The 24,831-nt window shown below is 52.2% G+C and carries 20 protein-coding genes; 11 read left to right on the plus strand and 9 right to left on the minus strand.

What is annotated here, in order from left to right; all coding sequences use genetic code 11:
- Window positions 1-17: 17 nt before the first annotated feature.
- On the minus strand, window positions 18-1,724 hold the full coding sequence (gene ptsG, locus BLS62_RS28480; protein WP_093190396.1) for a PTS glucose transporter subunit IIBC: 1,707 nt from the start codon (window positions 1,722-1,724) through the stop codon (window positions 18-20).
- Window positions 1,725-1,829: 105 nt separating this feature from the next.
- Window positions 1,830-4,388, minus strand: coding sequence for a phosphoenolpyruvate--protein phosphotransferase (gene ptsP, locus BLS62_RS28485; RefSeq protein ID WP_093190397.1), 2,559 nt, complete (start codon window positions 4,386-4,388; stop codon window positions 1,830-1,832).
- Between the two features lie 733 nt (window positions 4,389-5,121).
- Between ptsP and BLS62_RS28490 the strand changes: the two genes are divergently transcribed.
- Window positions 5,122-5,841: a cache domain-containing protein gene (locus tag BLS62_RS28490; RefSeq protein ID WP_093190398.1), complete on the plus strand. Its 720-nt coding sequence runs from the start codon at window positions 5,122-5,124 to the stop codon at window positions 5,839-5,841.
- Here the strand turns inward: BLS62_RS28490 and BLS62_RS28495 are convergent.
- A protein-coding gene (locus BLS62_RS28495; protein WP_208991311.1) for an IS3 family transposase occupies window positions 5,791-7,301 on the minus strand; the annotation gives its coding sequence in 2 pieces (ribosomal slippage) (window positions 5,791-6,881 and window positions 6,881-7,301; 1,512 coding nt in all). The two genes, BLS62_RS28490 and BLS62_RS28495, sit on opposite strands and share 51 nt — an antisense overlap.
- A 344-nt stretch (window positions 7,302-7,645) precedes the next feature.
- On the opposite strand from BLS62_RS28495, the gene BLS62_RS28500 reads away from it, so the two are divergent.
- Complete coding sequence (locus BLS62_RS28500) at window positions 7,646-8,812, plus strand: methyl-accepting chemotaxis protein (protein ID WP_208991284.1); 1,167 nt, start codon at window positions 7,646-7,648, stop codon at window positions 8,810-8,812.
- Window positions 8,813-9,194: 382 nt separating this feature from the next.
- Here BLS62_RS28500 and BLS62_RS28505 read toward each other — a convergent pair whose 3' ends face one another.
- On the minus strand, window positions 9,195-9,794 hold the full coding sequence (locus BLS62_RS28505) for a HupE/UreJ family protein (RefSeq protein ID WP_093190400.1): 600 nt from the start codon (window positions 9,792-9,794) through the stop codon (window positions 9,195-9,197).
- Between the two features lie 569 nt (window positions 9,795-10,363).
- Complete coding sequence (locus tag BLS62_RS28515) at window positions 10,364-10,552, minus strand: LbetaH domain-containing protein (protein ID WP_159436600.1); 189 nt, start codon at window positions 10,550-10,552, stop codon at window positions 10,364-10,366.
- A gap of 333 nt (window positions 10,553-10,885) precedes the next feature.
- On the opposite strand from BLS62_RS28515, the gene BLS62_RS28520 reads away from it, so the two are divergent.
- From BLS62_RS28520 to BLS62_RS28560, 8 genes are all read left to right on the plus strand, one after another.
- Complete coding sequence (locus BLS62_RS28520; protein ID WP_093191720.1) at window positions 10,886-11,224, plus strand: MbcA/ParS/Xre antitoxin family protein; 339 nt, start codon at window positions 10,886-10,888, stop codon at window positions 11,222-11,224.
- Window positions 11,221-11,949: an RES family NAD+ phosphorylase gene (locus tag BLS62_RS28525; RefSeq protein ID WP_093190408.1), complete on the plus strand. Its 729-nt coding sequence runs from the start codon at window positions 11,221-11,223 to the stop codon at window positions 11,947-11,949. Before BLS62_RS28520 ends, BLS62_RS28525 begins: the two co-directional genes overlap by 4 nt.
- A 192-nt stretch (window positions 11,950-12,141) precedes the next feature.
- Window positions 12,142-12,891, plus strand: coding sequence for a hypothetical protein (locus BLS62_RS28530; RefSeq protein WP_093190411.1), 750 nt, complete (start codon window positions 12,142-12,144; stop codon window positions 12,889-12,891).
- Window positions 12,892-13,082: 191 nt separating this feature from the next.
- Complete coding sequence (locus BLS62_RS28535; protein ID WP_093190414.1) at window positions 13,083-14,312, plus strand: HlyD family efflux transporter periplasmic adaptor subunit; 1,230 nt, start codon at window positions 13,083-13,085, stop codon at window positions 14,310-14,312.
- The gene (locus BLS62_RS28540) at window positions 14,309-15,484 is read left to right on the plus strand and encodes an FtsX-like permease family protein (RefSeq protein WP_093190416.1); all 1,176 of its coding nucleotides are present in this window, start codon (window positions 14,309-14,311) and stop codon (window positions 15,482-15,484) included. Before BLS62_RS28535 ends, BLS62_RS28540 begins: the two co-directional genes overlap by 4 nt.
- A gap of 10 nt (window positions 15,485-15,494) precedes the next feature.
- Window positions 15,495-16,208, plus strand: a complete 714-nt coding sequence (locus BLS62_RS28545; protein ID WP_093190419.1) for an ATP-binding cassette domain-containing protein — start codon at window positions 15,495-15,497, stop codon at window positions 16,206-16,208.
- A 272-nt stretch (window positions 16,209-16,480) separates the two neighbouring features.
- Window positions 16,481-16,942 carry a c-type cytochrome gene (locus BLS62_RS28555; protein WP_093190424.1) on the plus strand — a complete coding sequence of 154 codons (462 nt, stop codon included), beginning with the start codon at window positions 16,481-16,483 and terminating at the stop codon, window positions 16,940-16,942.
- Window positions 16,943-16,944: 2 nt separating this feature from the next.
- On the plus strand, window positions 16,945-17,547 hold the full coding sequence (locus tag BLS62_RS28560; protein ID WP_093190427.1) for a cytochrome b/b6 domain-containing protein: 603 nt from the start codon (window positions 16,945-16,947) through the stop codon (window positions 17,545-17,547).
- A 64-nt stretch (window positions 17,548-17,611) separates the two neighbouring features.
- Here the strand turns inward: BLS62_RS28560 and BLS62_RS28565 are convergent, their stop codons facing one another.
- Entirely contained in the window at window positions 17,612-18,709 is a 1,098-nt protein-coding gene (locus BLS62_RS28565; RefSeq protein WP_093190429.1) for a DUF2235 domain-containing protein, read from the minus strand.
- A 155-nt stretch (window positions 18,710-18,864) separates the two neighbouring features.
- Between BLS62_RS28565 and BLS62_RS28570 the strand changes: the two genes are divergently transcribed.
- Window positions 18,865-20,115, plus strand: a complete 1,251-nt coding sequence (locus tag BLS62_RS28570) for an IS256 family transposase (RefSeq protein WP_093175092.1) — start codon at window positions 18,865-18,867, stop codon at window positions 20,113-20,115.
- A 190-nt stretch (window positions 20,116-20,305) separates the two neighbouring features.
- On the opposite strand, the gene BLS62_RS28575 is transcribed toward BLS62_RS28570, so the two are convergent.
- From BLS62_RS28575 to BLS62_RS28585, 3 genes are all read right to left on the minus strand, one after another.
- A complete protein-coding gene (locus BLS62_RS28575) occupies window positions 20,306-21,376 on the minus strand; it encodes an ABC transporter ATP-binding protein (protein ID WP_093190432.1) in 1,071 nt (356 codons plus the stop codon).
- Window positions 21,377-21,399: 23 nt separating this feature from the next.
- A complete protein-coding gene (locus tag BLS62_RS28580; RefSeq protein ID WP_200798643.1) occupies window positions 21,400-23,607 on the minus strand; it encodes an ABC transporter permease in 2,208 nt (735 codons plus the stop codon).
- A gap of 106 nt (window positions 23,608-23,713) precedes the next feature.
- Window positions 23,714-24,736 (minus strand): ABC transporter substrate-binding protein, encoded by a 1,023-nt coding sequence (locus BLS62_RS28585; protein ID WP_093190435.1) that lies wholly within the window; start codon window positions 24,734-24,736, stop codon window positions 23,714-23,716.
- Window positions 24,737-24,831: the final 95 nt, after the last annotated feature.

The following is a 24,831-nucleotide window of genomic DNA, read 5'->3' on the forward strand; positions in this document are numbered from 1 at the left end:
CTTTTGTCTCTACCTGATTAAATGAGGGCAGAGAGATCCTTGGCAAGTATGGTGTACTTATTGCCAACGATGAGGTGCAGTGCTTTGTCTCCAGCTTTCATGACTTGAATGCCTGCCTGAGACAGATCTGTCATTGAGACACTGGCAATGTCGCGCACTTCGACACGAACACGGGTGTTCGCCACAGCTTCCGCTGCTACAAGGTTAGCCTTGCCGCCGAGCTGGTTGAAGATAGCTTCTGCATCAAGACCCTGTGCTGGAGCTGGAGCCGCTGCTCCACCAGACCGAAGGAAGATTTCCATATCGGTCTTGAGGTTTTCTGAAGCTGTTCCGAAAATTGCTTGAACGCCATTGCCCACACGAACGACGCCACGTGCGCCGAGTGCTTTCAGCGCTTTGTCATCCACCTTAGAGAGGTCAGCGGTGCTGACACGCAGGCGAGTGATACACGCATCCAAGTTGGTGATGTTATCTGCACCGCCGAATGCTTTTATAAGAGCGATTGACATTGCATCTTCATCACTGCTTGTAAGAACTGCACTGGTTTCAATTGTTGCTTCGCGGCCCGGAGTTTTGAGGTTGAAGGTGGTGATGAGGACGCGGAAGACAACATAGTACAGAGCTGCATAACCCAGACCGAAGACCAGCAGCATCCAGCCGTTGGTGGAGAGTGGGTAAAGCAGAATGTAGTCGATCGCGCCGTGTGAGAAGGTCATACCGTGCTTGATGCCGAGCATGATCATCAGAGAATAACCGATACCTGCGAGCAAAGCGTGTACAAGGTACAACAGCGGAGCAACGAAGATGAATGCAAATTCAATCGGTTCGGTGATACCAGTCAGGAAAGAAGTCAGCGCGGCGGAGATCATGATGCCGCCTATCATGGTGCGGTTTTCAGGCTTCGCGCAATGCCAGATTGCCAATGCAGCAGCAGGCAGACCAAACATTTTGAAGAGGTAACCACCAGCCATGTTGCCTGCAGTTGGATCACCAGAGAGGTAACGCTGAATTTCACCTGTAACAGCTTTACCGGTTTCAGGATCGATGTAGGAGCCAACTTCGAAGAAGAACGGCACGTTCCAGATGTGGTGCAGGCCGAATGGGATCAATGCACGCTCAACAATACCGTAGATGAAGAACGCGAGCTCTGGGTTTTCTTCTGCTGCCCAACGGGAGAGAGAACTGATCGCACCGCCGATAGGAGGCCACACGTACGCCATGCCAACGCCCAGTGCAATACATGCAAAAGCGGTGATGATCGGAACGAAACGCTTACCCGCAAAGAAGCCCAGATAGTCCGGTAGCCTTATTCGGAAGAAGCGGTTGAACATGGTCGCGGCTACAAAGCCGACCATGATACCGCCAAACACACCGGTATCAATAGATTCAATGCCCAATATGGGTTTTGTTTCTACCCCGATTGAACCAGCGATTACACCCATAGTAGCGAGGAGAACGCCGTAGCCAACAACGGCTGCAAGACCAGCAACACCATCGTTGTTTGCAAAGCCAAGCGCCACAGCAACAGCAAAAATGATTGGCAGGTTACCGAAAATCGACCCGCCTGCCTGCGCCATCAACTGGTTGATGATATCAGGAATGAATGAGAAGTCAGCAGCGCCAACCCCCAGAAGAATACCAGCAGCCGGAAGAACGGACACTGGAAGCATCAGGGATTTGCCGACTTTCTGCAAAGATCCGAATGCGTTTGAGAATTTACTCATTGTTTTTCCCCCAGAGTTACATGGTGTGCGAACACGCCATGCCCCCTGAATTTTACTAAGTATTCCAGATCGGAACACTTACTCCCACATAATACTCCCGAACCACTATTGTGATCTGAGGAGATTCTTAACGTCACTTGTGTCGGCACATTCCAGCGCTGCTTTCGCTATACTGATGGAATCTGCCATGGATACAGTGCGAACTTTGTGTTTGATCTCAGGAAGTGCCGGAACACTGACCGAGAGTTCTTTGACACCGAGGCCAATAAGAATTGGAACAGCCTCTGGTTGACTGGCGAGACCGCCGCAAACGCCGACCCATTTGCCAGCCTTTTCCGCAGCTTTTACGGTCATATCAATCATCCGCAGCACAGCTGGGTGCAGCGCATCAGCACGGGAGGCAAGAGCTGGATGACCCCGGTCAATCGCCATCACATATTGGGTCAGATCGTTGGTGCCGATGGAGAAGAAGTCGACTTCTTCCGCCAGTTTGTCAGCCATCAATGCGGCAGACGGCACTTCAATCATGATGCCCACTTCAACGTGTTCCACACCAAGGTTTTTCTGCTCTTCGCGGACCAGCGCATTCACTGCGCGTAGCTCATCAAGCGCACTGATCATGGGGTACATGATCCGCGCATGACCTTTGTGGGCCTGAGAGATAATTGCACGCACCTGACGGCGCAAAATGCTTGGGCGCTCGATACCGATGCGCACACCGCGGACACCGAGGAACGGGTTTTCTTCCGCTGGCATTGGCATGTATGGCAAAGGTTTATCGCCGCCCACATCCAGCGTGCGAATGATGACGGGACGATCCTTGCCCATCACCTCAAGAATATTGCCGATTATGTCAGCTTGCTCTTCTTCAGTTGGCTCGTTCAAGCGTTCCATGTAGAGGAATTCTGAGCGCAACAGGCCAACGGCTTCAGCGCCAGCTGCAACGGCTTTTTCCGCATCTTCCAGACTGCCGATGTTCGCAGCAATCTCAACACGCACACCATCTGTGGTGATAGCCGGCTTATGCGCATCACGGCGGTACTCTTCCGCCTGCTTAGATGCGTTCTCTATCTTCAGGGCGAAAGCAGTTTGTTCTTCTGCAGAAGGAGAGACTTTGATTTTACCGTGTTTGGCATCCAGAAGCAGCGGTGTGCCGTCTTCCAAATCCTTGATGGCTTCTTCAACGTTCACTAGGTACGGCAGGTTGTTGCTGCGAGCGATGATTGCTGCATGAGAGGATGCGCCGCCATGTGTGGTGCACAGGCCAACGATCTTGCTCAGGTCCAGTGCTACGACTTCGGATGGGGTGACGTCTTCCTGCAGGAGGATGGTGCCTTCCTGCAAAACTTCGGTGCCATCATCGACGCCGAGCAGTTTTTTCAGGACGCGCAGACCAACATCACGGACGTCAGCAGCACGCGCAGCAAGCAGAGGATCATCCATCTTCGCGAGGGTTTCTGCTTGCGCTTCGTACGCCAGCTTCCAGCTCCACGCCGCGCTTTGTCCGCCTGCGATGTCTGCAAGCGGCTTTTCGGAGAGTTCCGGATCTTGCAACAACTGCACATGGGCGTTGAAAACGTCGGCTAGTTCTTCCTGACCTTGTTCGGTCATTCGCTCAATAATGCTCTGCAGGTCCTGCACACTTGCTTTGACGGAAGCTTTGAAAGCTGCCCGCTCTTCTGCTAGGCCGATGCTTTTACGGGTTACTTCTGGCAGAGTTTTGTTATGCTGAACCAGCTTACCAATGACACGGCCCGGAGAGGCTGTGAAACCAAGCAACACGCCATCGTCGCCGGACTTCACTTGCAAAAGTGGCGTTTCTTTCACCAGCTCCACTTCTGGAAAACTGGTAACAGCGGTGACTTCTTCGCCAAGGCCCGCCTTAATAGCGGCAATGATATCTGCGGTGACTTGTTGAGCGTCGTCTCCCGCAGCTTCAATCTCTAGCAGATCACCGAGCTTTGTCTTGAGAGACATAATGCCGGTCACAGATGAGCCATCGCAGGTGTTGCCATTGGCTTTAAAGCGAACCTTTGCATCTGCCTGACGCACCACAACAGCAAGGCGAGCCGCAGGACGGGCGTGCAAACCAGTCACGTTAGGAATCTGAACGGAGCCGGTCACCTCATACTGGGCAGGTTCGGCATCTACGTTTGCGGTGCTTTCAAACGGGGCAGGAGCTGCGCTTGGGTCGTTGCTGCTCGGAACTGTGAAGACGGTCTGTGCTAAATCACTCTGAACACCATCAAAGGAGACAGTCGGCTTAATTTCCTGCCCACTGGTGATGATAAACGCGGATTGTACGGAAACACATTCGCGGGCGATAAGGTCTGCATCAAATGTGATGAGCGGCTGACCTGCTTGAACCTGATCCCCTTCAGCAACGTGCAGCTCAAACCCACGGCCTTTCAGCGCAACACTATCAAGGCCGATGTGCATTAAAAGCTCAACGTCGCCTTGCTGCAATGTAACAGCGTGATGGGAGCTATGAATCTGCGTAATTTTTCCGGCAAACGGGGCGTGAAGCACGTTATCGATTGGATCAATCGCAATGCCATCGCCCATCATTTTTTCAGCAAACACGGGATCGGGCAGTTCTGTGACGGCTTGAACAATGCCCTTTAATGGCAATTGGATGGAAAATTCATGTTTTTGATCCTTCACCGTTTTATCTCCCGATTATACTAGGTGAATGCGCACCTCCTTAAGCTTCGGCTAAGTCATGAAGAGGCAAGGGGCTATTCTCTGCGAAGATCAGTGCGGAAGGGACGCGCAGCAATGCGCAGAAATACTAGTGTTACAAGGTGTTACGAAATGTTACAAAGAGAAATATTTTCAATTACATATATAATTACTTAAGAACTCAAATACACTTAAGTTTATGAGATATACGTGTAAGTCTTAATCAGATTTAGTGCCAAATTTAAACTCTAAAATACATAATAATTTCTCTGAAATCCGCCTTGCTTGCAACACCGTTGTAACAACAGCTTGATACATTACAGCGCGTCAAGATCACTTCTGTGACAGCTTTGCTTACTCGGTTGACCTAGTTTTTGGTCTCTTTGTTAGGATGGAGAGATATATCCGCCTCAAAATGAGTGTTACCTGAAAGCGCAAAACGCTTGTAGGGGAAAATCCTAATAGTTAACCTTAATCTATTTTAGTAACATCGAATAAATACGATTTAGTTGGCTGAAAATCCAATTAAGCTTGAATGCTCATGTAGTTTTGGAAGAGACATCAGTAAATATTGACAAATATGTGGTATTACTCCCAATAATATTTACCTGTTGTTAATCTAATTGCTGCCTGCCTACGCTCAGGCCTCCCAAAACACATAAGTGAATAAAACATCGGGATTTAATCCGAAGTTATTCTTTATGGCGAATTAAAAATGAAACTAAGTCATCGCATTGTTAGTGCATCCGCCGCGGTCCTCATCGTCGCTTCAGCACTCGTAATTTCAACCACCACCTATCTCAATATGAAGAATTCGGAGGCTGATAGCCGGGCGTTGTTTACATCCGTAGCCTCAGGTCTGGCTGTTACAGCGCAGGATATTACGAAGGAAGCACAGGTCCTCTCTACAACACTCGCCGCCGCTTTTGCCGCAGAAATTCAGGGCGGCGATTCTAACCGGAACTCGTTGGCAGACATGACCCGTGCAGCACTGCAAGGAACTTCTGATGTTCTTGGTGTAACTGTTGTGCTGGAGCCTGATGTTCTCGGTAAAGATACAACTTTTGTCGGAAATGAATACTCAACAGACGCGGGTCGCTTCGCGCCTTACTTCTACAAGAAAAACGGGTCCATCGGTTTCCGGACAGCAGGCATCAACAAAGCATCTGCCCAAGATTGGTATTACAAAGCGCTCAGGAAAAAAAGTCAACACATCACGGAACCTTACACCTTTGATGTTGGTGGCAAAAACACTGTTTCAGCTTCCATTACAACCCCTTTCTTTGATGCAAAAGGCAACAGCATTGGCGGTGTGGTGGTTGATATTGACTTCGATAAGTTGAAACAGAAACTCGGTGTTTGTCAAACAAGTTGTCCGCCAATTTCATGCAGCGTCTCTGATTTCGGTGCCGCTGATTTCGCGTTCCGGGTTTAGCCAGACGGGTCCTTCAGGTAGCCAGTTGCGTGTTTTTCCTGACCAGCGTTCTGGCTTTTGCGCACGTGCATTTGCATAAATCCTGGCACGGTTATCGAGCGTTGCTCGGTCCTGCCCTGCATGGCGCGCGTCTGGCGTAACGAAGCGGATCGCGCTGTGCAAGTGCTCGCTGTTATACCAGATGACGAAGGATTTCACCCAGGCCTGCGCATCGGCCTTTGTGGCAAATCCCCTGTAGGGCCAGTCAGGGCGGTATTTGCAGGTTCGGAATAACGCTTCTGAAAAGGGATTGTCGTTGCTGACACGTGGTCGGCTGTAGGACGCTGTAATGCCCAGCCTTTCCATCGTTGTTTTCATGGTAGCCCCCTTCATTGGGCTGCCGTTATCTGCGTGGAGGACCAGAGGTTTCAGAACACAGCCCTGGGCCAGCACCGCCTTTTCGATGAGCTCAGCAGCTCGTTCTGCGCTCTCTCGCTCATGCACTTCCCAGCCGACGATTTTCCGGCTGAAAATGTCCACGATCAGGTAAAGGTAGAAGAACATGCCCGCAATCGGTCCGGGCATCCAGGTTATGTCCCATGTCCACACCTGGCAGGGCCCTCTGGCCTGATAACTGGTGGGTGGTTTGCGCCGTACAGGAGGCTTGGCACGGCCACGGTGATGCTGCTGACCATCTGTGCGCAGGATGCGGTAAAAGCTGGATTCAGACGCCAGATATCGGCCTTGATCGGCCAGTTTTGGTACAATCTGGCTGGGTGGCAAGCTGGCGAATTCCTCTGAATTACAGACCTCCAGCACTGCGGCACGCTCATACTCGCTGAGCTTATTAGCTGGCTCCAGGCGCGGCACAATAGGCCGCTGATCGGGCTGAATTTGGCCGTCTTTCGTCCATCTCCTGAATGTCCGCTCACTGATCTCCAGCTCTGCGCAGGCCATGAGGCGTCGTGCGCCAGCGGTGACAGCCTCGTTGATCAGAGCGACTGCGGTTGTGCGATCTGGGGTGCTGATCATGCGTCCTCTGCGCCCCCCCAGATCGCTGAGACCTTTTTTCTGAGAATAAGCAACGCAGCAGCCTCAGCCAGAGCTTTCTCCTTTCGGGCCAGTTCCCGTTCCAGATCCTTAACCCTCTTTTTCTCTTCTTTCGTCGCTTGACCAAGACGCGCAGTGCTGGCGCGGTCCCAGTCATTTGCCTGCTCACAAGCGACCCGCCATGCAGCGATCTGCGCCGGATAGAGCCCGCGCTTGCGGCAGTATTCGCCCAAATCAGCCTCATTCAACGCCGCCGTTTCCAACACAGCGGCAAACTTATCACGCGAGGACCATCCCTCAGGGCTCGTGTCAGCGCAGGGCAAAAGCTGGCCTTTGCCGCGCGCCTCAGCCCGCCATTTATGGAGCGTCGCCTCGCAAATCCCTTCCTCGCGCGACAACTGCCGAATGGCTATGTTGCCCGGTGGCAGCATCCGCTTAAGCACTGCCGCTTTTCGTTCCGGTGAATATCCCACGTCATCTTCCTATCCCGCCCACCTTAAAATAGAGAAAAATAGAACAGCGGACAACATCCCTGACACAGGGGGAACTGGCATCAGCCAATCATTATAAAACTGGCCTTCTTGCTGTTGTTAGTGAAGGTGGCCTCTGGGTTAATCATAGTGATCAATCCAGACTTGGCGAACAGGTTCGCCCAGTAATTAAAACGGTTATGAGGGGTGTAACTGACCAACCGAACATACAAAAACTTGGTGACCGGATGTTCATCATGGAGCGGTTCCCTCTAGGGAATACTGGACAATATTGGTTCTCCGCCATGTCCGTAACATCAGATGAACTCACCGCCAGCTATCGCTCTACGCGGAATATCGCATTGATCGTAGCTGTCATCGCCGGCATTCTCGGTTGTGGCATTCTGTGGTTCATAGCCAACTCCATTGCTCGGCCTGTCGTAAACCTAACAGACAGGATGCAGGGACTTGCGAACGGCAATGTGAAAGAAGAAGTTCAATACACCCATCGTAATGATGAGATTGGCCAGATGGCCAACGCTCTGAAGGTGTTTGTGACAGCCATCTCCGAACGTCACACCTTGCAGGCGGAAGCTGAAAAAGAACATGAACGGGAATTAGCTCGCCAGCAAGAGGCCGCGGCGCTTGTTGAGGCGTTCTCTGGGACTGCAGAAACCACTCTGAACCAGATTCTTAGTCAATTTGAAGAACTGGAACAGACATCCAGAGAACTCGCCAAAATTGCGGAGACAACTACTGTTCAATCAACAGCAACCTCTGCAGCCTCCGAAGAAGCGACAGCCAACGTGCAAACGGTTGCGTCAGCTTCAGAAGAGCTTTCAGCGTCTATCGAAGAGATCGCTCAGCAGATTGCACGGACAAACAAAGTCATCACCCAGACCAATGAGGCTGCAGAAGCAACCAACACCAAGGTCATGGACCTGGATGGGACTGCGCAGAAAATTGGAGAAGTGGTCAATCTGATTCGGGATATTGCTGAACAGACTAACCTTCTGGCGCTCAATGCAACCATTGAAGCAGCTCGTGCTGGTGAAATGGGCAAAGGCTTTGCCGTCGTGGCAAGTGAGGTGAAAGAACTGGCCAGCCAGACCTCCAAGGCAACTGAGGAAATCTCCCAACAGATCTCAGCAATCCAAACCTCTTCCAAGGATGCAGTTGAAGCAATTCAGGAAATCACCTCCAGCATCCGAGAAGTGAACGAGTTTGCCGCGAACATCGCGTCCTCTGTTGAGCAGCAGGGAGCAGCAACCGCTGAGATTACGGAGAACGTCCATCAGGCAGCAGCGGGAACGCAGAACGTATCGGAAAATATGGTGCAAGTTGCTCAGGCTGCGGAGAAAACCAATCATTCATCTGATCTGGTTTCGAAGACCGCGGTTTCAGTCCGTCAGGAGGTCATCGGCCTTCGCCAGCAAATTAATGACTTCCTTCACAAAGTTAAGTCTGTCTAACGCTGGTTTATGAAGCATTGCTGGGATCGGCGCCAGACCTCCAAGGGATCTGGCGCCGATCCCTTTTTGTTTAAGCCAGAAGCCAGTCAATAACCACCTGAAGTTAATGTGAAGCGATTGCGCGTCAAACGTGGCAAATTGGCATGATATATTTTTGGAAATTCTGAAAGAAGTGTAGCCTCGGTGCGGTCGTGTAAACGCTTGCAAAAACGGGCTTTCTGAGCGATCAAAGTGGTCAACTAAACATCACCCCTGTCTCCCATCAGACAAAAGCGATAGGGGTACGCACAGAAGATGCTACTCCTTAGAATCTGCTCCGGTTGAGAAACCAAGAGCACAAGGCCCTCCGCCTACTGGGAGAGCCTTGTAAACGCAAGACCAATCAGTAATTCATGTAAAGCAAATAGATGCCAAACAGTGCTGAAGCTGCGCCGAATGCACGCAAGATCAGGCGGCCACTGCTCCACTCTGTTAACGAGCCCAAACCAAGACCGGAAAGACTGAGTGCAAAGGTGGAAACGGAGAAGCCTGCCGCGTAGATCAGCAAGCTGCCAGCATTGGCCTCATTGGCATGTGCGGCGCCGTGGAACACCGCAAACACCCCTACAATCAACGCGCCAACGACAACTGGAAGCTTGAGTGCAAATGCGATCAACAGGCCGATGACGATGATCGAGATTAGAATGCCCGGCTCAATATACGGAATGACAACGCCGATGAAACGCGCCCAAAATGCCATAAACATAACCAGCATAAACACCAGCGGCCACACCAATCGTTTACGGGTAAGCACCAGCGCCGCCCAGATACCAACACCAACCATGGTGAGGATATGGTCCAGCCCGCCAAGCGGATGCCAGAGGCCGTTGAGAAAATCCGCCTTAGCTTGTGCGCCGGAAAAGCCAGCAGCTAGTGCTGGTTCAGCAATAACCATCAGTGCCGCAATCAAAGACATAACACCGGTTATTTCTTTTAATCTCATCAGTGCAAATTCCAGATTTCTCGGCGCTTAAAAAAGCGCACAATTTCAATAGATGAAGAAGTTTGGTTAGATAATTGAGTGTCGTATATTAGCGGTATGCTTTTGTTATGCCGCTTATTGCCCAGCTGGTTGTCATAAGCCCGATCTGGTGTTTGCCAGTCAAGTGCTGAATAAGGTCTGATCGGGTTATGAAAAGATATGTACTTTCTGGGTAATAGCGTACGCCTTTAACGCTTGAATGTGCTTTGAGAAAGTCCTCCTCGTATTTGTTGGCGTGACAGAGCTGCTCAATAACGACATTCTGCCACCACGCGTCGTTGCCATCCATGTAAATCCTTTGGCCATTGAGTTTAGGAGATGTCGATGGCTCAGGCCTGACTCACTTTTGGTTTTGGCAGGTTGTGCAATCAATACTGTTCATTTGGGGTGTATGTTTGCCGAGCATGAATGGGGCAAAGGACTGGCGAATAAACTCCCGCGAGCGCTGATCAGTTGGTTCCGAAAGGATGCCCAAGACCTTCAGCTTGTTGGAGGTGTTAAGAGAGACAACGCCGGCAGCGCAAGCAGTTCTAATCAATAACGGAGTTCGGGCCAATCTTGCAGTTGTCACCAATCATTAAACTGAATTTCTCGAGGCTCGTTGAAATTGCCTTTTCCTCCTGCACGAGCCAGATAGCTTTAATCTCACGCCAATTGTGATGGTTCGTGACCACGACACATGCTTCCAAATTGACGTCGTGCCAAAATGGAATTTTCAAGGCGTGCGTCCTCTGAGTTTTTTGGTTCCCGTCCAACATGCAATTCTGAGCAGCCAGTGGCAGGATACCCTCACACACGGTACGGCGCGTAAAATAATTTGCGTTGCTATGTGCGTTGGTTTGCGTGGAACATGTCAAAACGTGCGTTGAGATGCGGTGATCCGCTCTCAAACATACAAATCTTGACTTTTGGCGCTAAATCCGCCATATTACGCCATATGTCACAGAGCATCCGCGTCAGATTCCGCAGGAGATGTCATGCCCGTTCTTCGTAAAATTGAGCAGACCAACGCACCCAGTGGCCCCACGTTTACCGAGGCTGAGGTACAGGCCATGCTGCGAGCGGTACTAAGCTTGTTTGACCGGTGGCAACTGACAGATGAGCAGGCCAGCAAATTGCTGGGTGACGTTGCAAAGCGCACCTATCAACGCTGGAAGACACAGCACTATGGGCGTGTGGGAGTGGACCTTGCGGCCCGCCTTTCCAATCTGCTTGGCATACACAAAGCGCTGCGCGTGTTGTTTGCGGATGCGAACCGCGGTTATGGCTGGATCAAACGCCCCAACAAAGATTTCGGCAATGTATCCGCCTTGGAGATTATGCTCCACGGCCAGTTGACGGACCTGATGCGGGTAAGGCGATACCTTAATGCGCAGCGGGGCGGCTGGTGACCACATTGACTTTGGTTGAGAACGGACTTGACGCACCAACTGTTCCTCTTCGCTGGCCTCGATATTACCGGTTGGTAAATTCCGCCTATCCACCCATTGACCTGTTTGAGGATATCGCAAACCCCGCAGACTGGGAATTGCTTGCTGCCGCTGAAAGCAGAACAAACCCGCGCCTTGCCGCTACAATTGGTAATCTGGATAAGGTTCCCGTTGAGCGCCGCGTCAATGGAGCAGGGGCGTCTTACCTCATGGCCCCGTTTACTCATGCCTCGCAGGATCGTCCAGGCCGGTTTCATGATGGAACATTTGGCGCGTTTTATGCTGCCAAAACCTTTGAGACGGCGTTGTTCGAGACAGTTCATCACACCGGTTTGTTTTATGCTGCAACAGATGAAGCACCCGGCTGGATTGCGCAGATGCGAGAGCTGATTGGCAGTGTAGATGCCAAGCTGGCAGACGTGAGGGACAAACGCTTTGAGGCGCTACACGCACCAGATGACTACAGGGCCTCGCAAAACTTCGCGCGGAGGCTCAAAGAGCTGAGCGGTGAGGGGATTATCTACCCCAGCGCCCGCGATGAGGGCGGCCTGTGTATCGCAACATTCTACCCTGATGTCGTTGTAGCGCCTGCACAAGCCCGGCATTTCAGCTACCACTGGAACGGGTCGGCCATCGACATGATCAAAGACCTCAGCACCAGCGAAGTCTTCGCAATCTCCGAGTAATACTTATTCCCGTTGGGATGGGGAACGATAGGATAGCTGTGTCGTTAAAAGCTGCCGCAACCGAGTTGCAGGGGTCTTGCTTGCCCGCTTGCCTGCCGTAGGGTCCCCATCAAATTCGCTATACAGTCCAGCTCTACGAAGGCTCAGAGGCGTAAGTGTTGGAGCAGTACTTTTTCAAAAGGAAAACGATTAATGAGCATTCATTCAGGAAATGGAGCTGCATACAGCTTATCCAACTATAGCGTCGCAAAATATGTTGGTAACGCTGGGTTTTCCTCTGGGGTTCAATCAAAACATAATTTAACAGATCCTGATGGAACTTCAAAAAAAGAATCCGAAGGATCCACTTTAAAGCCGATTTCAGGCACTGCAATTGATGCGCGTGCTGAACTGACGAGCCGCTATGGTGACCTTGATACCAGCTCCAGCAAATATCATGATGACATTGAAGGCTTCCGCAACGATATTTTTGATGATCTGAATTTCGACCGGCAAACTCTCCACGCTATTTCCAGCAATGAAACTGGATACTTCTCAAAGGAAGAAATCAAAGCCGCCAAACTTGTTATGGAGGAGCAACTTGATTCTGTTTTGAAAGGCGACAATCCGGACGCTGTGCCAATTGCAGAAAACTACCTCAATCTGTTGCAGTTTCTCGATGAGAAAAGCTCTGCTGAGGAGAAAAAATCTTTTGTGTGGGCTGAACATAAAGCAGAGGCACAGGCCAACTATAAACGACTTAGCGGCGGTAAGGCGTCTGAGTTCAATTCTGACGATCCAGTCGTCACACTTCTAACGCAAGCCTACGAAGAGTTGTTTGAAGAACAAAAAAACAATCCCAAGGCAGAGCTGGAATCTACGTCCCAGTACAATTCCGCTTTGTATCAATGGGAACGAAATAATAACAGTTACGAAGAATACAAATCACCATTCCCGTGGTGATTTGTATTCCCGCATATGCTCCTGTTCTTTGGCAATCCGCAACGCGGATTGCCTGCACAAACTCGCTGGTCTGTCGTAAGTTTTGCCCAAATCCACCGCTGATACAAATAGGTACAATTTATAAATTGATTGTGTCTCATATTAGAATATTAGAAAGTAGTGATATATAAAATTACTGCTGAGGTGGTCCTGTGAACTCTCCTAATTTGCCAAACACAAATCTACCGCTGGAAGATACGGGTATTGCCTCCACATCCGGCACTGTCAAAAAGGGTTTGCCGTTTAAGCGGATCATCCTGTTTATCCCGCTGTTCTTTGCCATCATGTTCACGGGCGGCGTTATGGGCATGTATTTCCAACCTGCGGGTCTGCGCATTTTTTATCAGATGACGGGTCTGGTACCGGGTGGCGGCAGTGATCAGAAGATCGCCGTTCCCCTCAACACCACAGTGACGGAAAGCGACATCAAGGCGCTGAAAGCCGGAGCCGTTGTTGCCCTTGGCAAGTTGGTGCCGCGCAATGGCGTCTCCACTATTGCCCTGCCATTTGGAGCCAGTGATGCTCGCATTGCAGAATTGCCTGTCTCCGTTGGCGATTGGGTGAAAAAGGGCACCATTCTGGCAACGCTGGACAATCGTCCGTCGCTGGAAGCCAGCGTGGAAGCAACCAAAGCGGAGATCGCAGTATCGGAAGCCTCGCTGAGGCAAGTTCAGCTTTCCATTCAGGCCAGCCGGGTGGAGAATGAGGCAGAGCTCAATCGTTCCAAAACAAATGCGGTGTTAGCGCAGGCGGAATTGAGCCGCACGCAATCTCTGTTCACCCGCAAAGTTACAACACAGGCGCAACTGGACCGCGTTAAGGCGGAAGCGCAAAGCGCGGTGCTGGATGTGGCCCGCAAACAGGCGACCCTCAACCGCTACAGCAATGTTACGGGCGTTTCTCAAGCCGATGTTGAGCTGGCTATGCGCAAGCTCCATTCCGCCAAGGTTGCCCTGCGCACTGCTGAAGTAAACCTGGAAAAATCCGTTGTCCGTGCCCCGTTTGATGGCACTGTATTGGACGTTCTTGTGCAGCCCGGCGAACGGCCATCGTCCTCCGGGACCATTGAATTTGGTAATACCCGTGAGATGACGGCTGAGCTGGAAATCTACCAGAACCAGATTGGCCGGTTGGAGCTGGGCGAGATGGTGACACTGCGCGCCGGGGCCCTTACCCACGAGCTGCGCGGCAAGCTGACGGAAATCGGCCTGCTTGTGGGGCGTCAGAACATCATCAGCGTAGACCCGGCAGCCAATACGGATGCGCGCGTGGTGACCGTTGTGGTGACGTTGGATGAGACCTCCTCGGAACTGGCCGCAAAATTCACAAATCTGGAAATTCTGGGTTACTTTCACACCGTGGATGAGGAGGGCGTCAAGTGACCCAGTTCCTCACATGGTTGCTGGGCCGGTTGCCGATTGGCTGGCTCCAGCTCACCCACAACAAAGGCCGGTTTGCCGCTGCGCTCTCCGGTGTTGCCTTCGCCAATGTGCTGGTGTTTGTGCAACTTGGCATGATGGGCGCACTCACAGGGTCCACATTGCAGCCCTACCAATTGTTCGAGGCCGATATTCTGATCTCCGCATCAGATGCTAAATCGTTGACAGAAGGCGGCAACGTTGCCCGCGTGCATATGCTGCGCGCCTTGACGGTGCCCGAGGTGGCCTCCGCCGCACCAGTGTACATCGCCAAAGTTGATTGGCGCGTGCAGGAAGACCAGACCGCTAACTTGCAGCTGGTTGGCCTGCCGATTGAATCCATCGACTTCATAGCGCCTGTTCTGAGACCTCAGTTCCTTCAGTTGGCACTGCCCGATACCGCCTTGGTGGACCGCAAAACACGGGGTGGCACAGAGGAGTTTTTCAATTCCCTCTCTCCAGAAACACCGGCTGTGTTTGAGATGAAAAACCGTCAGGTCAAACTGATTGGCACCTTGCAAATCGGGGCGGGTTTCAGCGCGGATGGTAACTTGGTGATGTCTGACCAAAGCGTATTGCGGTTGTCGCCCACACGCAGTTCCGGCGCGCCGGACCATATTTTGCTGAAGGTGAAACCCGGTGCCTCCATTGAGCGGACTGTGGAGCTGTTAAAGCAAGTTTTGCCGACGGCAACGCTCAAAATCCGCAGTTTCACCAAAGCAGCCTCCGATGAGCAGGCCTACCAAACCTCCGAGAAGCCAGTCGGCATCATCTTCGGGTTTGGCACCATCATCGGTGTGCTGGTAGGGATCGTGATTGTGTATCAGGTGCTGAGCACCGATGTTGCAGACCATCTGAAGGAATACGCCACCTTCAAGGCCATGGGCTTCGGGCAGGGGTTCTTCCTCAGTATCATCTTTGAGGAGGCTATGGTGCTGGCGGTGCTCGGGTTCTTCCCCGGTGTATTGGCGGCCATGGGCATTTACAAAATGCTGGTACTCAAGTCCGGCTTGCCTGTCGGGTTGACACTGGCGCGGGCGCTGATTGTTTTCCTCGGCACGCTGGTGGCCTGTGGGCTTTCAGGAACCATTGCCACACGGCGGTTGGCCCATGCCGACCCGGCTGATCTGTTTTAGGGCGAGACACATGACATACACACCAACAGCCCCGATCCGCGTCACTGGCCTTAACCACTGGTTTGGCGAGGGGGAAGCCCGTAAACAAGCCATTTTTGATGTAAACTTCCAGATTGAGAAGGGCAGCCTGACGGTCCTCATGGGGCCGTCCGGCTCCGGCAAAACCACGCTGCTCACTCTTATGGGATGCCTGCGCGATGTGCAAAAGGGCCAGCTCTCGCTGCTGGGTCATGAGCTGCATGGCGCCGATGAAACCATGAAGATCATGCTGCGGCGGCGGCTTGGGTTTATCTTTCAGGCCCACAATCTGCACGAAAGCCTGACGGCCACGCAAAACGTGTTGATGGGTCTACAGGTGCACCAAAGCGGCGTGAATGCGGTAGTTGACCGTGATCAGCAGGATAAAGCTGCCCGTCACATACTCAAGGTGCTGGGGTTGGAGGAGCGGCTTGATTATCTGCCGGCCCATCTTTCCGGCGGTCAAAAGCAGCGCGTTGCCATTGCCCGTGCGCTGGTCTCCTCGCCAGATGTGATTTTTGCAGATGAGCCAACCGCAGCACTGGATAAAGATACCGGTATGACTGTTGTGAACCTGCTGAAACAACTAGGGCGGGAGCGGGGCATCACCACAGTCATGGTCACCCACGACAACCGCATTTTGAAAATGGCAGACCGCATCATAACCATGGACGAAGGACACCTGTATGAAGGTGAGATGGTGTGAGAGCCGGGAGCGCATGTATCCAAATTGGAGTTACAGGTACAGTTTGCGACAAACTATTACAACATGGCTATTGAAGACGAAAGAATCTCATCTATTCTTGCAGCAAGTAAACATAGACTTTGAACATGTGATGAGAAAAACAAACCGCCATCACACGAATAAGTAAAAACACCTGCAAGTCGCGATTACCCAGAAATGTATATTTCAGATATCGCAGAGTAAACGAAACGTCCCCATCGATTACTTTAATGCCGCCAAACACGGAGAAATCCATGCGTAAACTATTGATCACTGCACTTGTTGCGATGACAGCAACATCCGCCTTTGCTGAGGGCGTCAAGAAAGAAGATGTGGTGGACGCACGCCGCGCTTACTACACCTTGCTTGGCTATGACATGGGTACACTTGCAGCCATGGCAAAAGGCAATGTCGACTACAACGCAGACACCGCAAAAGCGGCTGCGGCCAACATGATGACTGTTGCCAACTATAACGCCGCTGGTTTGTATGTTCCGGGCACATCCAACGCCGACCTGCCGGGCAAAACCCGCGCCCTTCCGGTGATCTGGGAAGATATGCCTGGCATGCAGGCCAAGGGCAAAGATTTCTATCAGGCTCTTGTTGCCCTCAATGAAGCTGCTGGCGGCGGGCGTCCTGCACTGGGCAAAGCAGTTATGAAACTGGGCGGCACCTGTAAGGCGTGTCACAGCCATTACCGCGCCAAGGACTTTTAAGCATGACAGTCGCGAGCGCTGATCATGGTGTGGACCGGCAAGAGCAGACAGGGGCCCGCGTCTGGGATCTTCCACTGCGCCTGTTCCACTGGTTGTTTGCGGGCGGTGTTACTGCTGCATGGGGTCTGGGCAAATTCGGGCCAGACGTTATGACCCTGCACTTCTGGTTTGGCTATGCGGTACTCGCGTTGATCGCATTTCGGTTGGTTTGGGGCTTTCTTGGCTCCAAAACGGCTCGCTTTTCCAGCTTCATCTTTGGCCCCAAGGCCCTGCTGGCATACATGAGCAAACTACCGAAACGCAACGCAAGCAACTGGCACGGTCACAACCCACTTGGCGGGCTGTTCGTCTTCCTGCTGCTGGGTGTTATAGCAGCACAAGCGGCGCTTGGTTTGTTTGCGGACCCAGAGGATTACATCAATGTCGGACCTCTGGCCTCATGGGTCGGTATCGATGGAGCCCGAACTGCATTGGCATGGCATGGCATTTTGGCACGGGCGACCCTGATATTGGTCATCCTGCATGTAAGCGCAATCCTGTTTTACCGGCTCTGGAAACGCGAAGATCTGGTGACACCAATGATCACAGGCCGCCGCAAATCCTGACCTTAGCAACGATGACACAAGCCGGAGCAGGCATCCCCTGCTTCGGCTTGTGTGTGCCTGTTGCTCACTCGGTTTGCGGCTGCAACTCTTTTTCATGCGCGGTTCGGCTGATCGGCGGCTCTTCGACGGGGTTTCTCTCCAAAATCCATGGCTTGTAGGAGAGCTGAGAGGTTTTGGCGCGCTCCAACACGCTGGAATGCACCTGCGGTTGTCCGCGGTCCTCGCCGTTTCCATCTTTGTCAGGCCACATGCGATTTTCCACCGAGTAAAACCACCCGGCGGCCCCTGCACGTGGGTTGTGGGTGTCAATTTTGTAGTCCGGTTTCAAGCTCTTCTGAAGTGCTTTGCCGCTCTTTTTATGGATGAGCAACCCACACCGCTTTGCATGGCCAAGCATCCACGCCATCGTGATGTCAGAGAGGCCCGCCTCGGCATAGCCGCCGCCAACATCCGTATGCACCCCTGCAAACCATGTTTGCTGCATAATCTGGTTGGGTGCGGTGCGCTGGTTCCAAAGCACCGGATGGAACACCCTGCGATCATCGTCAATGGAAAGAGCGTGGTAGGCATTGCGGACAGCCGGTGTTAAATCAAGATCATGAAACTCGTGCTTGAACCATGGCACCTTGTTCAGCAATCTGGAGGCCCCTTCCCAAGGTAGGCCCAAGGCTGCCACCGTATCCCACACTCCAAGAAACTCGATTGGCGCCCACATGTTATGGTGCTGCTTTACGAAATCTGTGGCCGCTTTCTTCCGCATGGCAATGTCGGATATTCTGTAAATTCCATAGCCAACGTCGATCAGGTCCGGTCGCGATTTTGGGATAATACCAAACATCTCAACAAACCCGGCAAGGCTGCGCACTGTTGCTGCGCCGCGACTAAACCCAAACAGGTAAATCTTGTCACCGGCCATGTAATTATCAAAAATGAACCGGTAGCAGTCCAGCAAATTGCGGGAGATGCCACTGCCAGTCGCATTCCCGAGGGCCCGAACCGCAAAATTTGACTGAGCCGATGTGCCAAGGCCCCGATCGTAGAACGTGATTTGGTTTTCTGTGCGGTTTTCGCAGATTTTGAAAAGTTTGTAGACGTTCGTATCTGGCCCCTTGCCGCCTTCTTGACCGGTTCCATCCGAAAATATGGCGATGTTTTTCGACATTATCGACCCCCAGAAACAGGCCGCATGCGGTATTCGCGCGGCTCACTAAGAGAGCTATTACTGAATCTGGTGTATGGGGCTTTTAAGATAGCAGCGTATCGGTTTGACTGATTGATGACCAATTCAACATTGCAACCACTTGGAGATACGCCACCATGGCAAAAGATAATGTTCTGGAGCTTGCTCGTCAAAACGGCCTTTTGGGCGATCCGCTTACACAGTTGATAAGAGAAGGGGCAAGGGAGCTGGTGCACCGGGCTGTTACATCAGAACTTCAGTCTTTACTTTCGCTGTATGAAGATGAGGTTGATGAGGCTGGCCGTGCGCGTGTGGTGCGCAATGGTTATCATCCGGAGCGCGAGATCCAGACTGGCATCGGGCCTGTGACTGTGAAAGTGCCCAAAGTGCGGGCGCGCTCAGGTGAGCCAGTCACGTTTCACTCCGCGCTTGTTCCTCCTTATGTTCGTAAGGCCAAAAGCTTAGAAGCAGCTTTGCCCTGGCTTTATCTGAAAGGCGTGTCGAGCGGTGAGATGGAAGACGCTTTGAAAGTTTTGGTGGGACCTGAGGCAACAGGGCTTTCTGCGAACACAGTTTCGAGGTTGAAGAAGGAATGGGCTGGCGAATATGATAGCTGGCGTCAGTTCCGCCTCGACACGGATGAGTGGGTGTATATCTGGGCTGATGGCATTTACAGCGGCTTACGAGCAGAAGACGTGAAGCTGTGCACGCTTGTTGTAATAGGAGTTAACTCACTGGGACGGAAGAAGTTTCTTGCCATTGAAGACGGGGTGCGGGAGAGCACGCAGAGCTGGCGCGAGGTGCTTGTGAAGTTGAAGAGCCGTGGTATGAACACGCCTAAACTGGCAGTCGGCGATGGGGCCATGGGCTTCTGGGCAGCGCTTGATGAGGTATTCAGCCAAACCCGCCATCAGCGCTGCTGGGTGCACAAGACAAACAACATAGTGGGTTACTTGCCCAAGTCCCTACAGGACAAAGCAAGGGCATGCCTCAAGGATATCTGGATGGCGCCGACAAAAGCAAAAGCAGAAGTGGCTTTTGACCTGTTTGTGGAACAGTTTGAGGGCAAGTATCCCAAAGCAGTGGAATGCCTTCTCAAAGACCAGCACGATCTGCTCTCGTTCTACGACTTTCCGCAGATGCACTGGCAGTCAATCCGCACCTCCAACCCGATTGAATCTACATTCGCGACCATCAGGCACCGAACCAAACGCTCAAAGGGATGTCTGAAACGGGACGGCATGCTTCACATGATGTTCAAACTCAGCCAATGCGCGCAAGGCAGCTGGCAAAAATTACGCGGTTTTGCCGATCTTGGCAAAGTCATCACAGGCATCAATTTCAAAGACGGTATCGAACAAGCAGAAGCCGTGCAAAACGCTGCTTAAGAAAATGCTCATACACCAGAATTGACAATACCTCTCACTAAGATGATTCCTTACCTTACGGTATCACAATCGGAGCGGGTACTAGTCCCCGCAACACCTTTGAGGCAAACGTGAAAAAACCCGGACACGGGGGATGTCCGGGTTTCTCAGATAAGAAGAGGGCGGAGGAGGGAGGTAGCCGTCCCGGTCTTTATGCCTCAGGCAAAAAGGCCAATCCCTCTTCTTTAAGGTGGATGAAACCATCTGAACCAGTCGGCATAACCGTTGCGCTCAGGTTATGGTCAATGGCGAACAGACGACCAATTTCAGTTTCCAGAGTGTATTGAATCTGGTTGCCAAGGTAAGCTGCATAAACCACGCCCACAGGGATACCATTGACAGCGTTATTGCTAACGGTGACGGCTTCTGGACGAATAGCCAGTTTGCCAGATTTGCACTCTGGACCGGAGTACGGCAACACAATGGAGGACCCGGCAACGCGCAGAGTGATTGTGCCGGTGTTGAAGCCAACAATCTCACAGTCCACCACATTTGCATCGCCAATAAAGTCCGCAATAAACGCGGAGTTTGGATGGCTGTACAGCTCACGCGGGGTTCCGGTCTGTGCGATCTCCGCTCTGTTCATGACGATGATGCGGTCAGACACAGCCATCGCTTCTTCCTGATCATGGGTCACGTAGACCGCTGTCAGGCCAAGCTTCTGCTGAATATCGCGGATCTCTTCACGCACATGGCGGCGCAGCTTTGCATCAAGGTTGGAAAGCGGCTCATCAAGCAGCAACACTTCCGGCTCCAGCACGACAGCACGGGCCACAGCAACACGCTGCTGCTGGCCACCGGAAAGCTCACTTGGCAGGCGCTCGCCGTACCCAGCAAGACCAACCATGGCCAGACCTTCTTCTGCCTTGGCTTTGGCTTCCTTGGCTGGCACCTTGTTGACGCGCAGACCGTAGGACACGTTGTCCGCTACGCTCATATGCGGGAACAGTGCATAGGATTGGAACACCATGGACACATTGCGGTATGTCGCGGTCAGGTGCGTAACGTCTTTTCCACCAATGAAGATGGTGCCTTCGGTTGCGGCCTCCAGCCCTGCGATCAAACGCAGGGTGGTGGTTTTGCCACAACCACTTGGGCCAAGCAGAGTGACGAGTTCACCCTGCTGAATGTCCAGATTAAGCGGCTTCAGAGCAGTGACGTCACCGTATTTTTTAACAACATTGCGGAACTGAACGGAGCCTGCTTTTTGCATAATAGACATGATTTTCTCCAGAAATTCACTGATTAAGCTGAAGCCAGCTCTTTGTTCTTGTTTGAGGTTTGCAGACGGTTCTGACGGCGAAGCTTACGTTGCCCGATGACGACCTGCAGCAGCAGGATGGCAATGAGCATGGTGATGATGAGAACAGAGGAGTACGCAATTGCGATCCCGTATTCGCCATGTTCCACACGGCCCACGATGAACGAAGTTGCCATGTTATGACGCGCACTCACCAGGAAGATCACCGCACTCACAGATGTGATGGCACGAACGAAGCTGTAGGCCAGTGCCGCAAGGATAGCAGGACCCATGAGAGGTAGGATGACTTTGCGCACAGTGGTGAAGCTGTTTGCACCAAGCGTGATGGAGGCTTCATCAAGGCTCTTATCCAGTTGAGACATAGCCGCGATACCGCCGCGTACACCAACCGGCATGTTGCGGAACACAAACACGATGACCAAAATGATGCTGGTGCCTGTCAGTTCAATTGGCGGTGTGTTGAAGGCCATAATGTAAGCCACACCAATCACAGTGCCCGGAATTGCGAAACTGAGCATTGTGCTGAATTCGAACAGGTTCTTCCCAGCGAATTTCTGGCGCACCAGCAAGTAGGCGGTCAACAGACCCACAACAGCGGTCAGCGGTGCTGCAATGGTGGAGATGGTCAGCGTGGTAAAGTAGCTGTCCCAAGCCACACCGGTCCAGCGGATGCCATTGTCGAAGTTGATGGAGAAGGCGCGGATGTAGTGATCCAGCGTAAAGGTGTTGTCGTAGCCCCAAAGCTTCACGAAGCTGCCGAACACGATCATGGAGTACACAATTGCGGTGAAGGCGGCCCAAGGAAGCGCAAACCCGTAACACGCCCACTTAAGCGCCGGGTTAAGCGGTGAATGCTGACCGGAATCAGCCTTACCGGTGACGGTTGCGTAAGATTTTTTGCCAAGCCACATCCGCTGTGCCACGAAAGCAGACAGGGTGAGCGAGAGCAGGACAACGGCAAGAACAGCTGCTTTGGATGGGTCAGCCACAGCGCCAACAATGGCGAAGTAGATCTCGGTGGAGAGCACGTTGAAGTTTCCACCCAGCACCAGCGGGTTGCCAAAATCAGCGATACTTTCAATAAAGCCAAGCAGGAACGCATTTGCCAAACCCGGACGCATCAGAGGCCATGTTACGTTTTTAAACGTTTGCCACTGGCTTGCGTTGAGGGTTTGGGACGCTTCTTCCATGGACGGGCTGACGCCTTCAACCACACCAATAAGCACGAGGAATGCGATTGGGGTAAAGGACAGCAACTGTGCAAGGTAAATGCCGGAGAAGCCGTAGAGCCAGCGGCTTTTTGAAACGTCGAAGAACTCATAGAGCACATCGGTGATCACGCCAGCGCGGCCAAACATCAAAATCAGCGCAAGACCAATCACGAACGGAGGCGTGATGATTGGAATGATGGTGAGAATGCGCAGCAGTTTCTTTGCAGGGAAGGCTGTTTTGGTTGCGACCAACGCAAAGGCCAGACCGAGAAGCGTCGTGCCCACACCGGTAAGAATTGCAAGGAAGACAGAGTTCCAGGCCGGACCACAACTTTTGCCGCCAGCAAGGCAGGAGAGGTTCCAGATATCGGCAGAGAAGAAACGGGTGAAGAACAGCACAACATCAATGCCGCCGTCACCTGTTTGAAATGCACGGATCAGGATTTGAGAAACCGGGTAGAAGACGAAGGTTATAACCAACGCAATGATAAGGCCAATGCTGCCAACGATGAACGCATCGCCGCGGCCTTTGCCCAGACCGGAAATACTGGTGGTGAGGATGAACAGGAGCGCGCCAGCGGTGATCATAGCACCGGACCCAAGCCCGGTTTGACCCGCGGCAGCGGAGCCGAAGTTCAACGCATCAATGAAGAACTCAGGACCTGTTCTGCCAATTGCAAACCCTTGCGCAACCAACAGCGCAAGACCTGTGATGGACAGGAACACGAGTGACTTAGCCCGAATGCGCTCGTCTTTGATCACGGTAAAGGCAACACCGATACCGCCCAATGCCAGAGCGAGAGGCAGGAACCACCAGCGGCCATAAAGCAAAGCCTGACCCAGAGCAGGGGCAGTGTCTTCACTCATGAATTCACTGAACAACCAGCTGAAAGACCAAAAGCCGCTTTCGACTGAGTACCAGGGAACTACGCAAAATCCCACTATTCCGGCGATTAGCCAGAGCGCAATTGTCTTTCTCATGATGTTGATCCGAGAGTTTGTGTAATCGCTCAGGCGCGACTACTAAGCAGAACAATTAAGCGGAGGGACGAGCGGAGTTTAAACCCGCCCCTCGGCTCTTTAGTATTTAGTGAGACGCGTTCTTAACTTCTTTGGTCCAACGGCTCAAAAGATGTTCACGAGTAGAACGTTCGCCGTATGTTGCAAAATCGTAGTCGATCAGCTTGATAGAAGCCAGATCTGGAGATTCTGGAGCAACGGTTGCTTTTGAGTTGGACGGAACCTGGAAGGATTTTACTTCCACAGAACGGGACTGTACGTCTGGACGCAGAGCGTATTCAACAAATTGCTTTGCAATTTCCGGGTTTCTTGCGCCTTTAATGACACTTACAGCACCAACTTCGTAGCCAGTACCTTCACATGGAGCAACAATCTTGAGTGGGAAGCCACTTCCAGCAAGTTTCACCATGTCGTGCATAAAGCCGATGGAGATTGTTGTTTCGCCGCGCGCAGCTGCTTTACTTAGAGCGGAACCGGATTTTGTGTACTGGTTCACGTTCTTGCCGATTTCGGTCAGAAGACGGTAAGCTTCTTCTTCGCCAAACAACTGAACGAATGTTGCAAGCTCGGTGTAAGCTGTGCCGGAGCTGTTCGGGTTCGCAACCTGAATTTCGCCTGCGTAAGCTGGGTTGGTGAGATCTTTCCAACACGCAGGAGCCGGAAGGCCGCGTTCTTTCAGAACTTCGGAGTTGTACGCAATGCCCAGTGCGCCAGCGTAAATACCAACAGTTCCACCATTGGAGATTTTGTGCATGTTGGATGCCCAGCCCAACAGGTCGCTGGTGTCAACGCCCGGATCCTGTGTCAGGCCTTCAAACGCTGCGATCAGGTGTGGATCGCCGGTGCCGCCCCACCATACATCAATCTTAGGGTTGCTTGCTTCTGCGCGAACCTGAGCCAGCGTTTCGCCGGTGCTCTTACGGACCATGAGAACTTCGTTGCCGGTTTCTTCTTCAAAACCGCGTGCCATCAATTCGCACCAGTCCTGCTCAGCGCCACAAACCATATTCAGTTCGCCAGCAGATGCTGTTGCTGGAAGTGCAGCGAGCAAACCTACGGCTGCCAGACTACCTAATAGAGCGTTTTTCATTCTTTTCTCCCAAGTTAAACAAGATCTAGGTATAACAACGTATTAGTACACCTAACCTCCATCTCAATTTAGACTTGAATTTACATGAAATATGA

The organism is Pseudovibrio sp. Tun.PSC04-5.I4, assembly GCF_900104145.1.
In the GTDB taxonomy this organism is placed as follows: Bacteria; Pseudomonadota; Alphaproteobacteria; order Rhizobiales; family Stappiaceae; genus Pseudovibrio.

What these genes read in the sequence shown, in the direction of transcription:
- ptsG (WP_093190396.1), bottom strand. Translation starts at nt 1,724, where the DNA reads ATGAGTAAATTCTCAAACGCATTCGGATCTTTGCAGAAAGTCGGCAAA.
- BLS62_RS28490 (WP_093190398.1), top strand. Translation starts at nt 5,122, where the DNA reads ATGAAACTAAGTCATCGCATTGTTAGTGCATCCGCCGCGGTCCTCATC.
- BLS62_RS28500 (WP_208991284.1), top strand. Translation starts at nt 7,646, where the DNA reads ATGTCCGTAACATCAGATGAACTCACCGCCAGCTATCGCTCTACGCGG.
- BLS62_RS28505 (WP_093190400.1), bottom strand. Translation starts at nt 9,794, where the DNA reads ATGAGATTAAAAGAAATAACCGGTGTTATGTCTTTGATTGCGGCACTG.
- BLS62_RS28520 (WP_093191720.1), top strand. Translation starts at nt 10,886, where the DNA reads ATGCTGCGAGCGGTACTAAGCTTGTTTGACCGGTGGCAACTGACAGAT.
- BLS62_RS28530 (WP_093190411.1), top strand. Translation starts at nt 12,142, where the DNA reads ATGAGCATTCATTCAGGAAATGGAGCTGCATACAGCTTATCCAACTAT.
- BLS62_RS28545 (WP_093190419.1), top strand. Translation starts at nt 15,495, where the DNA reads ATGACATACACACCAACAGCCCCGATCCGCGTCACTGGCCTTAACCAC.
- BLS62_RS28555 (WP_093190424.1), top strand. Translation starts at nt 16,481, where the DNA reads ATGCGTAAACTATTGATCACTGCACTTGTTGCGATGACAGCAACATCC.
- BLS62_RS28560 (WP_093190427.1), top strand. Translation starts at nt 16,945, where the DNA reads ATGACAGTCGCGAGCGCTGATCATGGTGTGGACCGGCAAGAGCAGACA.
- BLS62_RS28565 (WP_093190429.1), bottom strand. Translation starts at nt 18,709, where the DNA reads ATGTCGAAAAACATCGCCATATTTTCGGATGGAACCGGTCAAGAAGGC.
- BLS62_RS28570 (WP_093175092.1), top strand. Translation starts at nt 18,865, where the DNA reads ATGGCAAAAGATAATGTTCTGGAGCTTGCTCGTCAAAACGGCCTTTTG.
- BLS62_RS28575 (WP_093190432.1), bottom strand. Translation starts at nt 21,376, where the DNA reads ATGTCTATTATGCAAAAAGCAGGCTCCGTTCAGTTCCGCAATGTTGTT.
- BLS62_RS28580 (WP_200798643.1), bottom strand. Translation starts at nt 23,607, where the DNA reads ATGAGAAAGACAATTGCGCTCTGGCTAATCGCCGGAATAGTGGGATTT.
- BLS62_RS28585 (WP_093190435.1), bottom strand. Translation starts at nt 24,736, where the DNA reads ATGAAAAACGCTCTATTAGGTAGTCTGGCAGCCGTAGGTTTGCTCGCT.